Genomic DNA, 13989 nt, shown 5'->3' on the forward strand with positions numbered 1-13989 from the left:
AGTCCGGAGGGATCCAGGAGGCCGGAGGGGCGCGGGGGCCGCGCGGCCGGCGGGTCAGCGGCGGGCCAGGGCCAGCACGCTCAGGCCGAACATCGCCACGCCCAGGGGGAGATGGACCGACGGGACGTGGGCGATGCCGAGCACGACCTGGACCGAGGCGAGCACCAGGAAGCCCGTCGCCTGCCAGACCGGCCGGACCGGTCCGCCGCCCGGCTTCCACGCCAGCACCGCCGCGAGGACGTACAGCATCGAGGCCGCGTACATCACGCGGGCGCCTATGCCGTGCAGCGTCTCCCCGTAGTGCGCGGTGAGCAGCAGTCCTGCGGAGACCGCCTGGAGAAAGATGGTCAGGGTCTGCAGGGCGATCGCGAACCGCAGGAACGAGGAGGTGCGCCGTGCGGTCGTCGTCGTGTCCGGCTTCTCGGTCGTCGTCGCCGTCGTCACCTGGGTGTCCATGTCACGGTCCTCTTTTCCCGCCCTCGCGGCGGCAGGTCGATTAGGGTCTCACCGGTCCGACGACACGGGCCCGCGAAAGGTAAGGCGAGGGGGGCCGACACCATGGGGACTGCCACGACCGGCACGGACGGCACAGCCGGCGAGCGACGCCGGCTGATCAACGTGGCCTACCGGCTGCTCGGTTCGGTGACCGAGGCCGAGGACGCCGTGCAGGACGCCTACGCGCGCTGGTACGCGCTGTCCCCCGGCCGGCGGGAGGAGATCGTCTCCCCCGGCGCCTGGCTCACGACGGTGACCGGACGCATCTGCCTGGACCTGCTCGGCTCGGCGCGGGCCCGCCGCGAGCGCTATGTCGGCGCGTGGCTGCCCGAGCCGCTGCCCGACCGCACCGAGTGGGGGCACCTCGGCGGCGACGGCTCCGCCGGACCCGCGGACCCGGCCGACCAGATCGTCCTGGACGAGTCGGTGTCCATGGCGTTCCTCGTCGTCCTGGACGCGATGACGCCCGCCGAGCGGGTGGCGTTCGTGCTGCACGACGTCTTCCGGTACCCGTTCGCCGACATCGCCGGGGTGCTCGGCCGGAGTTCCGCCGCCTGCAAGCAACTGGCGTCCTCGGCCCGGCGGCGGGCCGGCATCGCGCGCACGCCGGTGCCGGCGGCGGACCGGGGGGACGTGGTGCGGCACGTCAAGGAGGCCTGGGAGAGCAAGGACATCGCGGCCCTCGTCGGTCTCCTGGACCCGGCCGCGGTGATGACCGCCGACGGCGGCGGCATGGCCGGTGCCGCGCTGCGCCCGGTCGAGGGCGGTGCGAGCGTCGCCCGGTACATGGTCGCCATCGCCGACCGGGCCCCGGGGCTCGAACTCCTGGAGCGGTCGGTCAACGGGATGCCCGGCCTGGTGGCCCGGCGCGCCGGGGTCGTCGTGACCGTGGCCGCGTTCGGTGTCCGGGACGGCCGGGTCGACCGGATCTGGGTGATCCGCAACCCGGAGAAGCTGCGGCCCTGGAGCCTGGAGGCCTGACCGCGCCCGACAGGGCCGACGGGGCCGAACGGGCTGAACGGGCCGAACGGGCCGGCTGTACCCGGGGCGGCTGTACCCGGGGCGGCGCGCCGAACGGAGCGCGCGGTGGGCCGCGCGCTCCGCCGGGACGGTCAGCTCAGGTGGGTCGGGGCGAACATGCGCAGCAGGGCCGGGAGGACGACCACCGAGGGGCCCGGGGTGGCCAGGGCCTTGGCGAGGTCGGCCTCCAGGGTCTCCGGGGTCGTGCGGGTGCCGGGGACACCGAAGGACTCGGCGAGGGCCACGTAGTCGGGGCGGGTGAGTTCGGTGGCCGTGGCCTGGCCGAAGGCGTCCGTCATGTACTCGCGCAGGATGCCGTAGCCGCCGTCGTCGATGATCAGCCAGGTGACGTTCAGGTCGTACTGCCGCGCCGTCGCCAGCTCGGCGATCGAGTACAGCGCGCCGCCGTCGCCGGAGACCGCGAGGACCGGGCGGGTGGAGTCGGCGACCGCCGCGCCGAGGGCCGCCGGGAAGCCGTAGCCGAGGCCGCCCGCGCCCTGGGCGGAGTGCATGGTGTTCCTGCCCCGGGGGTCGAAGGCCGACCAGGCCCAGTAGGCGAGGATCGTCATGTCCCAGAAGGACGGCGAGGTGGGCGGGAGCGCGCGCCGGACCGAGGCCAGGACGTCCTGCTCCAGGGTGAGTTCCTGGGAGTCGATGCGCGCCGACACCTTCGCCAGGAGCTCGCGCACCCGCTCCGGGGCCGTGGCGTCCTCACGCTCCTCCACGGTCTCCAGGAGGGCCTGGAGGGCGAGGCGGGCGTCCGCGTGGATGCCCAGCGCCGGGTGGTTGGACTCCAGCTTGCCGGCGTCCGCCTCGATCTGGATCACCCGGCCGCGGGGCTTGAACGTGTGGTAGTTCGAGGAGAGTTCACCGAGACCGGAGCCGACCACCAGCAGGACGTCCGCGTCCTCCAGCAGGTCGGTGGTGTGACGGTCCTCCAGCCAGGACTGGAGCGACAGGGGGTGCTCCCAGGGGAACGCGCCCTTGCCGCCGAAGGTGGTGACCACGGGGGCGTCCAGCTTCTCGGCCAGCGCCAGCAGCTTGCCCGCGGCGTCCGCGCGGACGACGCCGCCGCCCGCGATGACGGCCGGGCGCTCGGCACGGGACAGCAGGTCGGCCGCCACCGCCGTGAGTTCGGGGCGCGGGACCAGGTCCTCCGGCGTCGCGTCCATCGCCGTCACCACCGGCAGCGTGGTCTCGGCCAGCAGCACGTCCTGCGGGATCTCCACCCACACCGGGCCGTGCGGAGCGGTCAGCGCCGACTTCCAGGCCTCGGCGATGGCGGAGGGGATCTGGGACGGGGTGCGGACCGTGTGGACCGACTTCACCACGCCCCGGAACGAGGCGGACTGGTCCGGGAGTTCGTGCAGATAGCCGTGGCGGCCGCCGCCCAGGCCGGCCGTCGGGATCTGGCTGCTGATCGCGAGGACGGGCGCGGAGGCGGAGGCCGCCTCCTGGAGCGCGGCCAGCGAGGTCAGCGCGCCGGGGCCGGTGGAGAGCAGCAGCGGGGCCGCCTCACCGGTGATCCGGCCGTACGCGTCCGCCGCGAAGCCCGCGTTGTTCTCCACCCGCAGGCCGACGTAGTGCAGCGAGGAGCGGCGCAGGGCGTCGAACATGCCGAGCGCGTGCTGGCCGGGCAGGCCGAAGACGGTCGTCGCGCCCAGACCGGCCAGCGTCTCCACGACCAGGTCTCCGCCGTTGCGGCCGGACGGAGGATTCAGGGCCGCCGTGATCTGCGCCTCGGTCGGGCGGAGTACCAGGTCGTGGTCGTGCGTCACGTCGCTTACGCGTCCTTCCGGGCCGCCGCGATCTGGCGGCTCATGATGGTGGTCAGTTCATAGGCCGTGTGGGAGGCGGCCACGGAGGTGATCTCCGCGTGGTCGTAGGCCGGGGCGACCTCCACCACGTCCGCCGACACCAGGTTGCAGGAGGCGAGACCGCGCAGGATCTCCAGCAGCTCGCGCGAGGTCATGCCGCCCGCCTCGGGGGTGCCGGTGCCGGGGGCGTGGGCCGGGTCGAGGCAGTCGATGTCGATGGAGATGTAGAGGGGGCGGTCGCCGATGCGCTGGCGCAGCTGGTCGGCGACCTCGTCGGCGCCGCGGCGGTAGACGTCGGCGGAGGTGACGATGCCGAAGCCCAGCTTCTCGTCGTCGGTGAGGTCCTGCTTGCCGTACAGCGGGCCGCGGGTGCCCACGTGGGACAGCGCGGAGGTGTCGAGGATGCCCTCCTCGACCGCGCGGCGGAACGGCGTGCCGTGGGTGTACTCGGCGCCGAAGTAGGTGTCCCAGGTGTCCAGGTGGGCGTCGAAGTGCAGCAGGGCGACGGGGCCGTGCTTCTTCGCGACCGAGCGCAGCAGCGGCAGGGCGATGGTGTGGTCGCCGCCCAGGGTCATCAGGCGGGCGCCGGTGCCGAGGAGGTCGTCGGCGGCGGCCTCGATGGTCTCGACGGCCTCGTTGATGTTGAACGGGTTCACCGCGATGTCGCCGCCGTCGGCGACCTGCGCGAGGGCGAACGGGGAGGCGTCCTGCGCGGGGTTGTAGGGGCGCAGCAGCCGGGACGCCTCGCGGATGGCGTTGCCGCCGAAGCGGGCGCCCGGCCGGTACGAGACGCCCGAGTCGAACGGCACGCCCACGACGGCGACGTCGGCGGTGCCGACCTCGTCGAGCCGGGGCAGCCGGGCGAAGGTCGCGGGGCCGGCGTACCGCGGGACGCGGGAGGAGTCGACGGGGCCGCGGGGCGTCTCGTTGCCGCTCATGCTGAAATGCCTTCTTTCCTGCGCTTCCTCGCGCATGCACTGCTTTTCATACGACTCTACTGGTGAGCCGGGGTCCCTACGGGTGCGCGGGGACCGGTTCGCCGGAGGCGGGTTCGGGGTCGCGTCCGGCCAGGCGTTCGCGCCAGGTGGCGAGGACGGCCTCGTCGGTGGGGCGGGTCGCCAGGGAGACGGCGACGTAGGCGGCGAGGGAGGCGAGCAGGCCGTAGTAGACCGGCTCGTTGGCGAGGATGCCGTAGCCCGCCATCAGGCCGATCACGGCGAGACCGCCGACGATCACCGAGGCCAGCGCGCCCTGCACGGTGCCGCGCTTCCACAGCAGGCCGCCGAGGATGGGCACGAGCAGGCCGGCGACGAGGAGGTTGTAGGCCACGGTCAGGGCCTCGACCACGTTGTTCAGGGCGATGGCGGTGCCGATCACGGCGAGCCCCATGACCAGGATGAACACGCGGTTGCCCTTGACCTCGTCGTGCTCCTCGGCGGAGGGCCGTACGACGCCGCGCAGCCGGGACCAGATGTCGTTGTTGGCGACCGTGGCGCAGGCGATCAGGGCGCCGGAGGAGGTCGACATCACGGCGGCGAGGGCGGCGGCCAGCACCAGGCCGCGGACGCCGACGGGCAGTTCGTCCTTGACGATGGTGGCGAACGCCTCGTCGGGGCTGCCGAGCTTGGGGTAGAGGACCTTGGCGGCGGTGCCGATGACGGCGCCGGCGAGGGCGTAGACCAGGCAGTAGGTGCCGGCGACGGTGCCGCCCAGCCGGGCGGTCCTGTCGCTGCGGGCGGTGAACACGCGCTGCCAGATGTCCTGGCCGATCAGCATGCCGAAGGTGTAGATCAGCACGTAGGTGAAGATCGTCTCGCCGCCGATGCCCAGCGGGTCGAGGTACGAGGTGGGCAGCTTGGCCTTCATCTCGGAGAAGCCGCCCGCCTTGACCACCGCGATGGGCAGCAGCAGGATCAGCACGCCGATCGTCTTGACCACGAACTGCACCATGTCGGTCAGCGTGATCGACCACATGCCGCCGAGCGTGGAGTACGCGACGACGATCGAGCCGCCGAGGATGATCGCGACCGTGCGGTTCATGTCGAACAGGACGTCGAAGATCGTGGCGTAGGCGATGGTCGAGGTGACCGCCAGCATGAGGGTGTACGCCCACATGACCACGCCCGAGATGACACCGGCCCGGCCGCCGTAGCGCAGGTCCAGCATCTCGGAGACGGTGTAGACCTTCAGGCGCGCGATGCGGGCCGAGAAGAAGACCGAGAGCAGCAGCAGGCCGAGGCCGATGGTGAAGACCATCCAGGCGCCGGAGAGGCCGTACTGGTAGCCGAGGCCCACGCCGCCGATGGTGGACGCGCCGCCGAGGACGATGGCGGCCATGGTGCCCGAGTACATGACGGGCCCGAGCCGCCGGCCGGCGACCAGGAACTCGCTCTTGGACTTGGCGCGGCGCATGCCCCACCAGCCCATGGCCAGCATCCCGGCCAGATAGAGGACGATCACTGTGTAGTCGACGGCCATGTGAGGCCCTCCTTCGGCGCAGGGTCGGTGGCGTGTCGTGCGGGGACCGAGAGGCGACGGCAGCGGATCGCGGGGACATCCGCCCGTACCCGCGGCTGCCGTGCTGACCTGAGATTAGGTGGCCGGAAAGCGACTGCGAAGTGTACGTTTCATCCATACGCACGGGGTGGAGTGGAGGAAACGCACACCCATGCCGGAGTCGCACGCCCCTGCCGTCCCGCCGACGCCGCCGGTCCCGCTGTCGGCGCTGCTGGCCCGGGAGGACCTCGCCCTGCGGCAGATCGCGGGCCCCGCGGAACCGGACACCGCGATCCACTGGGCGCACACCTCGGAGATGGCGGACCCGTACCCGTACCTGCTGGGCGGCGAGCTGCTGCTGACCGCCGGGGTGCACGTCCCGGCGCCCGCGGGGGCCGGGACGGGAGCCGGGGCGGCCCCCGCCGGCCCCGGAGCGGCGGGGAGCGGGGACGGCCTGGACGCCTACTTCGACGGTTATGTCGCCCGTATCGTCGCCGCCGGGGGTGCCGCCCTCGGCTTCGGGCTGGCCCCGGTGCACGACACCGTCCCGCCGGCCCTCGTCGCGGCCTGCGACGCCTACGGACTGCCGCTGCTGGAGGTCCCGCCGCAGACGACGTTCTCCGGGGTGGCCCGCGCGGTCTGGCAGCTGATGGCGCAGGCCCGGCTCGCCGAACTGCGCCGCGTCACCGACGCCCAGCAGAGCCTGGCCGCAGCCGCCTCCCGGCCCGACCCGGTCCCCTCGGTGCTGCGCCAGCTCGCCCAGCGGACCGGCGGCAACGCGGTGCTGTACGGCCCCGACGGCACGGAGCTCGCCTCGGCGGGACGGGAGCCGGCGCGGGAGGTCCGCGCGGCCCTGGCGGAGCTGGCGGACGTGGTCCGGCCCGCGCGCCGGGACGCGGCCCCGCCTGAGCAGGGGGTACGGACCCCGCCCCGCGCGGCGGCGGCCGAGCGGACCGGCGGCGAGACCCGCCCCGGCGACCGCGCGGGTGGCACCGCGCCCACCTCCGCCACCGACACCCTGGGCGGCAGCCACCTCGCCGCCTATGCCCTCGGGACCGCGGGCGGCTTCGTGCTCGGGGTGGCCGTGCCGCGGCGCGACCCCGGGGACCACACCATCGCGTCCGTCGCCGCCGTACTGCTCTCGCTGCTCACCGGCGAGCAGCAGAGCGGGGCCGGGGCGGCACGCTCGTCGGCGCTGGTCAGGCTGCTGCTGGGCGCGGCGCCCGAGGAGGTGGCCCCGCTGCTGGGGCGGGGAGCGGAGGCGCGGTGGCTGGTCGTGCACGCGCGGCCCGAGGGCCGGCTGCCCGACGCCATGGGCGCTTCCGCGCTCGGCGCGGCGCTGGGATCGCCGCTGGCCGACCTCGGCCGGGACGTCGTACGGGTGCTGGTGCCGGCCGAACGGGAACCCGTGCCGCAGCCGGGCTGGACGCTCGGGGTCAGCGAGGCCGCCGGGCCGCGCGACTGGCCGGCCGCCGACGCCCAGGCGGCCCGCGCCCTGGCCCGCGCGCGGGCCACCCGCGCGGCCCTGGTCCGGCACGGCGCGCGGCCCGGTCTCGAGGACCTGGTGCCGCGCGCGGACGCCGAGGCGCACGCCCGCGCGCTGCTCGCCCCGCTCGCGGCCGGTCCCGCCCTCGCCGAGACCCTGCGCACCTGGCTCTCGCTGCACGGCAGTTGGGACCGTACGGCGGTGGCGCTGGACGTGCACCGCAACACCGTGCGGCAGCGGATCGCCCGCTGCGCCGCGCTGCTGGAGGCGGACCTGGACGACCCGGACGTGCGGATGGAGCTGTGGTTCGCGCTGCGGCAGCGCTGAGCGCCACCGCGCCGGAGCGCACCGGCCCGCACACCCCACACACCGTCAGCGGCGCACGCGGGGCCGGGCCGGAGTGACCCGCGCCTCCGCATATGCCAATCCGACGACGGGCAAGGCGCGCTGCCCCACAATGGGGGCATGCCGATACCCGGGACACCCAGCCGCGCCCAGCTCGTCGACCACCTGGTGAGGACCCGTATCGCGGGCGACGTCGCCACACCCCGCGAGAACAACCTCTCCCACTACCGTCAGCTCGCCAACGGTGTCCGCAACTTCTGGCTCGGACTGGACCTGGGCGACCGCTGGACGGACGAGCAGGACGTGCTCGCGGTGATGGCGGAGCGCGTCGGTGTCAACGACGATCCGGAGTACCGGTACGGGCAGGACACCATCGACCCCGAGCTGACCGTGGACGCGCTGGAGCGGATGGCACGGCGGCTGCGCAAGGCGGCCGACGCCAGGCAGCGCGTGCTGTTCGCCACCGGTCATCCCGGCGGCCTGCTGGACGTGCACCGCGCGACGGCCGCCGCGCTGCGGGCCGCGGGCTGCGAGATCGTCGTCATTCCCGACGGGCTGCAGACCGACGAGGGGTACGTCATGCAGTTCGCGGACGTGGCCGTCCTGGAGCACGGGGCGACCCTGTGGCACACGCACTCGGGCGAGCCGATGCGCGCCATCCTGACGGCGCTCGGCCATGAGGGCCGTCCGCTGCCCGACCTGGTCGTGGCCGACCACGGCTGGGCGGGCTACGCCGCCCAGGCGGGGATCGACTCGGTCGGCTACGCCGACTGCAACGACCCGGCGCTGTTCCTCGCCGAGTCGGAGGGCACCCTCCAGGTGGCGGTGCCGCTCGACGACCACGTGGTCACGCCCCGCCACTACGACCCGATGACGGCGTATCTGCTGGCGGAGGCCGGCCTCGCGTGAGGCCCTGAGACGACGCGCGGGGGGCGGCCCCGGCTGCGGGACCGCCCCTCGTGTTCAGGTTGTTGCCGTGGCAGGGTCAGCGACCGCCGCCACCGCCACCGCCGTGGCCTCCGCCACCGCCGTGACCGCCACCGCCGCCGTGACCGCCGCCACCGCCGTGGCCGCCGCCGCCATGGCCGCCGCCACCGTGACCGCCGCCGTAGCCGCCGCCGTGGCCGCCGTAGCCACCGTCACCGTGGCCGTAGCCGCCGTGACCGCCGTGACCATAACCGCCGCCGTGGCCGTAGCCGTAGCCGTAATAGTCGTCGTCGTCGTTCCACCAGTTGTTGTGGTGCCTGCCGCCGCCGTCCCAGTTGTTGGACCAGCTGTGGGAGCTGTTGTGGGACGGGCTTGCCGAAGCGGTACCCGCCGCGCCGAGCGCAGCCCCTCCTGCCAGCAGGAATCCTGCAGCGGACATCGCGACAAGACGCCTTGTGCGCTGTGATCGCATGGGAAATACCTTCCATCTCCATCGTCGCTCGCGGCTCCCGTGGGGAGTCCGTGAGGTGATGGCCGTCGCCGCGATCAAGAAGGAAGTGTGCGGCGCGGTCTCTTCAGGTTTCACCGCAGTCTGCGAGTGGCACGCCCTATGCCACCGACGCCTGCTAGTCACCCGGCGCGCTTACGCCACCGGGTGCTGCGGCTGAGGTCCGAGGGGTCCGGAGCCTCGTCGGCCCTGCATACCGTGCGTTGCGGCTTTCACTCATAGAGCCTAGTACCCCATGCGTCACTCGGCACTTCGAGCAGGGGCATGCCTGCCCCGGGCGCCGCACGGGCGCCCGGGGCGGGCCGCGTCAGCCGCGCGGGACGCGGACCACGCCTTCCTGGATCACCGAGATGGCGAGCCGCCCGTCCTGGGTGTAGATGCGGGCCTGGCCGAGCCCGCGGCCGCCGTACGCGGAGGGTGACTCCTGGTCGTACAGGAGCCATTCGTCGGCGCGGAAGGGGCGGTGGAACCACATCGCGTGGTCCAGCGAGGCACCCACCACGTCGCCCACGGCCCAGCCCCCGCGGCCGTGCGCGAGCAGCACGGAGTCGAGGAGGGTCATGTCGGAGACGTAGGTGGCGAGGACGACGTGCAGCAGGGGGTCGTCGGCGAGCTTGCCGTTGGTGCGGAACCACACCTGCGAGTGCGGCTCGCGGGGCTCGCCGAACTTCCCGTACGGCGGCTCGTCCACGTACCGCAGGTCGATCGCCTCGCGGGCCTCCAGGAAGCGCTCGACCACGTCGGGGTCGAGGTGGCCGTAGCCGCGCAGCCGGTCCTGCGAGGTGGGCAGGGACGCCGGGTCGGGCGAGGCCGGCATGGGCGCCTGGTGGTCGAGGCCGTCCTCGTACGTCTGGAAGGACGCGGAGAGATGGAAGATCGGCTTGCCGTGCTGGACGGCGACCACGCGGCGGGTGGTGAAGGAGCGTCCGTCGCGGATGCGGTCGACGTTGTAGACGATCGGCGCGCCGGGGTCGCCGATGCGCAGGAAGTACGCGTGCAGGGAGTGGGCGGGGCGGTCCGCGGGGACCGTGCGCCCGGCGGCGACCAGCGCCTGCGCCGCGACCTGCCCGCCGAAGACCCGGGGGACGACGGCGGAGCGGGACCGGCCGCGGAAGATGTCCTCCTCGATCTGCTCGAGGTCGAGCAGATCGAGGAGGTCCTGAAGTGCGGGGATCATGGCGTCAGTTGTACCGGCCAACGATTGCCGGAACCTTACAGACCCATGTCCTTGGCGATGATCGACTTCATGATCTCGCTGGTGCCGCCGTAGATGCGGTTGACGCGGTTGTCCGCGTACAGGCGGGCGATCGGGTACTCGTTCATGAACCCGTAGCCGCCGTGCAGCTGGAGGCAGCGGTCGATGACGCGGTGGGCGACCTCGGTGCAGAACAGCTTGGCGCTGGCGGCCTCGGCGGGGGTCAGCTCGCCGGCGTCCAGGGCCTCCAGGGCGCGGTCGGCGACGGCCTCGGCCGCGTCCACCTCGGCCTGGCAGGCGGCCAGTTCGAACTTGGTGTTCTGGAAGGAGGCGACGGTCTTGCCGAAGACCGTGCGCTCCTGGACGTACTCCTTGGCGAACCGGACGGCCGCCTTGGCCTGCGCGTAGGCGCCGAAGGCGATGCCCCAGCGCTCGGAGGCGAGGTTGTGGCCGAGGTAGTAGAAGCCCTTGTTCTCCTCGCCGAGGAGGTCCTCGACCGGGACCTTGACGTCGACGAAGGCCAGCTCGGCGGTGTCAGAGGTCTTCAGGCCGAGCTTGTCGAGCTTGCGGCCGACGGAGTAGCCCTCGGACTTGGTGTCCACGGCGAACAGCGAGATGCCGAAGCGGCGGTCCTCGGCGGTGGGCGCGGAGGTGCGGGCGCAGACGATGACGCGGTCGGCGTGGACGCCGCCGGTGATGAAGGTCTTGGCGCCGTTGAGGACGTAGTGCGTGCCGTCCTCGGAGAGCTTGGCGGTGGTCTTCATGCCCGCGAGGTCGGAGCCGGTGCCGGGCTCGGTCATCGCGAGGGCCCACATCTCCTCGCCGGAGACGAACTTGGGCAGGAAGCGCTTCTTCTGCTCGTCGGTGGCGAGCATCTTGATGTACGGCAGACCGAGCAGCACGTGCACGCCGGAGCCGCCGAACTGGACGCCCGCGCGGGCCGTCTCCTCGTACATCACGGCCTCGAACTTGTACGAGTCGATGCCGGCGCCGCCGTACTCCTCGTCCACGCGGATGCCGAAGACGCCGAGCTCGGCGAGCTTGTAGTAGAAGTCGCGCGGAGCCTGGCCCGCGGCGAACCACTCGTCGTAGACGGGAACGACCTCGGCCTCGATGAAGGCCCGGAGGGTCTCCCGGAACGCCTCGTGGTCCTCGTTGAACACCGTACGACGCACCGCCGCCACCCTTCTTTGCGCCTGGACCGGCGCCGCTCTCGCGTACCTGGCTGCTCGCCGTCGGGGTTCCTCGACCGATGGTCGCGGTCCGACGACTAAGCGCTTGCTCAGGCAGCGTACCGGCGAGTAGGGAAAGCCGTCCAGGCAGTCGGGCCGTAACGCTCGTCACGCCGGGCGGGGGTCAGCCCGCGGGCCGTTCCCCGTCCCCGTCCGCGCCCGCCGCCGCGAAGGCCCCGCGGGCCATCCGGTGCAGCAGCGCCGCCGTGGTCCCGCGGCCCGGGAGGGTGCCGGCCCGGCCCAGGTGGGGGGTGGAGTTCAGCAGGCCGAACACCGAGTGGACGGCCGAGCGGGCCGCGGGCTCGGTCAGGGCCGGATAGACCTCGCGGACCACCTCCACCCACAGCTCGACGTACTGGCGCTGGAGCTGGCGGACCAGCTTGCGGTCGGAGTCGCGCAGCCGGTCCAGCTCGCGGTCGTGGAGGGTGATCAGCGGCCGGTCGTCGAGGGCGAAGTCGATGTGGCCCTCGATGAGGGAGTCCAGGACCGCCGGGGCGCCGCTGTCGCCGCCGGCCTCGGCCAGACGGCGCCTCGCGCCGGTCAGGAGCTGCCCGCTGATGCCGACCAGCAGCTCGGCGAGCATCGCGTCCTTGCCCGGGAAGTGCCGGTAGAGCCCGGGTCCGCTGATGCCGACCGCGGCTCCTATCTCGTCGACCCCCACCCCGTGGAAGCCCCGCTCGGCGAAGAGGCGAGCGGCCTCCTTGAGGATCTGCTCGCGCCGGGTGGAGGCATCGGTTCTGGTGACCATGCCTTCGATTCTAGACAGCGAGGTTAGCGGTCGTTAACCTGAAGGGGATGGTTAACGCTCATTAACAGGACGACCACTGGGTGAGGGGACCGCAGGATGCACGAGGCACCGGAGCTCCACAGCGCGGCGGATCCCGCGTCGGAGGCCTGGCGAGCCAATGAACGGGCCCATCTCGCGCTCGTCGAGGAGCTGCGCGGCAAGCTCGCCGCGGCCGCGCTCGGCGGTGGCGAGAAGGCGCGCGCCCGGCACACCGGCCGCGGCAAGCTGCTGCCGCGGGACCGGGTGGACACCCTCCTCGACCCGGGCTCGCCGTTCCTGGAGCTGGCCCCGCTCGCGGCCGACGGGATGTACGACGGGCAGGCACCGGCGGCCGGCGTGATCGCCGGGATCGGGCGGGTCAGCGGCCGCGAGTGCGTGATCGTCGCCAACGACGCGACCGTCAAGGGCGGCACCTACTACCCGATGACGGTGAAGAAGCACCTGCGCGCGCAGGAGGTGGCGCTGGAGAACCGGCTGCCCTGCGTCTACCTCGTGGACTCCGGCGGCGCCTTCCTGCCGATGCAGGACGAGGTGTTCCCCGACCGCGAGCACTTCGGCCGGATCTTCTACAACCAGGCGCGGATGTCCGGCGCCGGGATCCCGCAGATCGCCGCCGTCCTCGGCTCGTGCACGGCCGGCGGCGCGTACGTGCCCGCCATGAGCGACGAGGCCGTCATCGTCCGCAACCAGGGCACGATCTTCCTCGGCGGTCCCCCGCTGGTGAAGGCCGCCACCGGCGAGGTCGTCACGGCGGAGGAGCTGGGCGGCGGCGAGGTGCACTCCCGGGTCTCCGGCGTCACCGACCACCTCGCCGAGGACGACGCGCACGCCCTGAGGATCGTGCGGAACATCGTCGCCACGCTCCCGGCCCGGCGGTCCCTGCCCTGGGAGGTCACGCCGCCGGCCGAGCCGAAGGTGGACCCCTACGGGCTCTACGGCGCCGTCCCGGTCGACTCCCGCACCCCCTACGACGTCCGCGAGGTCATCGCGCGCGTGGTCGACGGCTCCCGGTTCGCCGAGTTCAAGAGCGAGTACGGGCAGACCCTGATCACCGGCTTCGCCCGGATCCACGGCCACCCGGTCGGGATCGTCGCCAACAACGGCATCCTGTTCGGCGAGTCCGCCCAGAAGGGCGCCCACTTCATCGAGCTGTGCGACCAGCGCGGCATCCCGCTGGTGTTCCTGCAGAACATCTCCGGCTTCATGGTCGGCAAGGACTACGAGGCGGGCGGCATCGCCAAGCACGGCGCCAAGATGGTCACCGCCGTCGCCTGCGCCCGCGTGCCCAAGCTGACCGTGGTGGTCGGCGGCTCGTACGGCGCAGGCAACTACTCGATGTGCGGCCGGGCCTACTCCCCCCGCTTCCTGTGGATGTGGCCCAACGCCAAGATCTCCGTCATGGGCGGCGAGCAGGCCGCCTCCGTGCTCGCCACCGTCAAGCGGGACCAGATGGAGGCGCGCGGCGAGGACTGGCCCCTCGACGACGAGGAGGCCTTCAAGGCGCCCGTCCGCGCGCAGTACGAGCGCCAGGGCAACGCCTACTACGCCACCGCCCGCCTGTGGGACGACGGCGTGATCGACCCGCTGGACACCCGCCAGGTGCTGGGCCTGGCGCTGACGGCCTGCGGCAACGCGCCTCTGGGAGACCCCCAGTTCGGCGTCTTCCGGATGTGAGGACGGG

General features: G+C 72.9%; 12 protein-coding genes. 4 read left to right on the forward strand and 8 right to left on the reverse strand.

Annotated features, from left to right (window positions below):
* Positions 1-54: 54 nt before the first annotated feature.
* Positions 55-456 carry a hypothetical protein gene (locus tag ACIPRD_RS27170; RefSeq protein WP_401566750.1) on the reverse strand — a complete coding sequence of 134 codons (402 nt, stop codon included), beginning with the start codon at positions 454-456 and terminating at the stop codon, positions 55-57.
* A gap of 102 nt (positions 457-558) precedes the next feature.
* On the opposite strand from ACIPRD_RS27170, the gene sigJ reads away from it, so the two are divergent.
* Positions 559-1476: an RNA polymerase sigma factor SigJ gene (gene sigJ, locus ACIPRD_RS27175; protein WP_401566753.1), complete on the forward strand. Its 918-nt coding sequence runs from the start codon at positions 559-561 to the stop codon at positions 1474-1476.
* A 131-nt stretch (positions 1477-1607) separates the two neighbouring features.
* Here sigJ and ACIPRD_RS27180 read toward each other — a convergent pair whose 3' ends face one another.
* The 3 genes from ACIPRD_RS27180 to ACIPRD_RS27190 form a co-directional block, all read right to left on the reverse strand.
* Entirely contained in the window at positions 1608-3293 is a 1686-nt protein-coding gene (locus ACIPRD_RS27180) for a thiamine pyrophosphate-binding protein (RefSeq protein ID WP_356397013.1), read from the reverse strand.
* A gap of 5 nt (positions 3294-3298) precedes the next feature.
* The gene (speB, locus tag ACIPRD_RS27185) at positions 3299-4270 is read right to left on the reverse strand and encodes an agmatinase (protein ID WP_356397010.1); all 972 of its coding nucleotides are present in this window, start codon (positions 4268-4270) and stop codon (positions 3299-3301) included.
* A gap of 76 nt (positions 4271-4346) precedes the next feature.
* Complete coding sequence (locus ACIPRD_RS27190) at positions 4347-5810, reverse strand: sodium:solute symporter (RefSeq protein ID WP_356397007.1); 1464 nt, start codon at positions 5808-5810, stop codon at positions 4347-4349.
* A gap of 190 nt (positions 5811-6000) precedes the next feature.
* Here ACIPRD_RS27190 and ACIPRD_RS27195 point away from each other — a divergent pair, with 190 nt between their 5' ends.
* Together ACIPRD_RS27195 and ACIPRD_RS27200 are read left to right on the forward strand one after the other, a co-directional pair.
* Positions 6001-7641, forward strand: coding sequence for a helix-turn-helix domain-containing protein (locus ACIPRD_RS27195; protein WP_401566757.1), 1641 nt, complete (start codon positions 6001-6003; stop codon positions 7639-7641).
* A gap of 138 nt (positions 7642-7779) precedes the next feature.
* On the forward strand, positions 7780-8568 hold the full coding sequence (locus ACIPRD_RS27200; RefSeq protein WP_401566760.1) for a phosphatase: 789 nt from the start codon (positions 7780-7782) through the stop codon (positions 8566-8568).
* 76 nt (positions 8569-8644) lie between these two features.
* Here ACIPRD_RS27200 and ACIPRD_RS27205 read toward each other — a convergent pair whose 3' ends face one another.
* The 4 genes from ACIPRD_RS27205 to ACIPRD_RS27220 all read right to left on the reverse strand — a co-directional run bounded on the left by ACIPRD_RS27205 (position 8645) and on the right by ACIPRD_RS27220 (position 12269).
* Positions 8645-9025 carry a hypothetical protein gene (locus tag ACIPRD_RS27205; protein ID WP_356396998.1) on the reverse strand — a complete coding sequence of 127 codons (381 nt, stop codon included), beginning with the start codon at positions 9023-9025 and terminating at the stop codon, positions 8645-8647.
* Between the two features lie 376 nt (positions 9026-9401).
* On the reverse strand, positions 9402-10271 hold the full coding sequence (locus tag ACIPRD_RS27210) for an acyl-CoA thioesterase (protein ID WP_401566762.1): 870 nt from the start codon (positions 10269-10271) through the stop codon (positions 9402-9404).
* A gap of 35 nt (positions 10272-10306) precedes the next feature.
* A complete protein-coding gene (locus ACIPRD_RS27215) occupies positions 10307-11464 on the reverse strand; it encodes an acyl-CoA dehydrogenase family protein (RefSeq protein ID WP_356396992.1) in 1158 nt (385 codons plus the stop codon).
* Positions 11465-11645: 181 nt separating this feature from the next.
* Positions 11646-12269 carry a TetR/AcrR family transcriptional regulator gene (locus ACIPRD_RS27220; RefSeq protein ID WP_401566767.1) on the reverse strand — a complete coding sequence of 208 codons (624 nt, stop codon included), beginning with the start codon at positions 12267-12269 and terminating at the stop codon, positions 11646-11648.
* A gap of 96 nt (positions 12270-12365) precedes the next feature.
* Between ACIPRD_RS27220 and ACIPRD_RS27225 the strand changes: the two genes are divergently transcribed.
* On the forward strand, positions 12366-13982 hold the full coding sequence (locus ACIPRD_RS27225) for a carboxyl transferase domain-containing protein (RefSeq protein WP_356396986.1): 1617 nt from the start codon (positions 12366-12368) through the stop codon (positions 13980-13982).
* Positions 13983-13989 lie beyond the last annotated feature (7 nt).

This window comes from Streptomyces sp. NPDC090108, assembly GCF_044747185.1.
Taxonomy (GTDB): Bacteria; Actinomycetota; Actinomycetes; order Streptomycetales; family Streptomycetaceae; genus Streptomyces.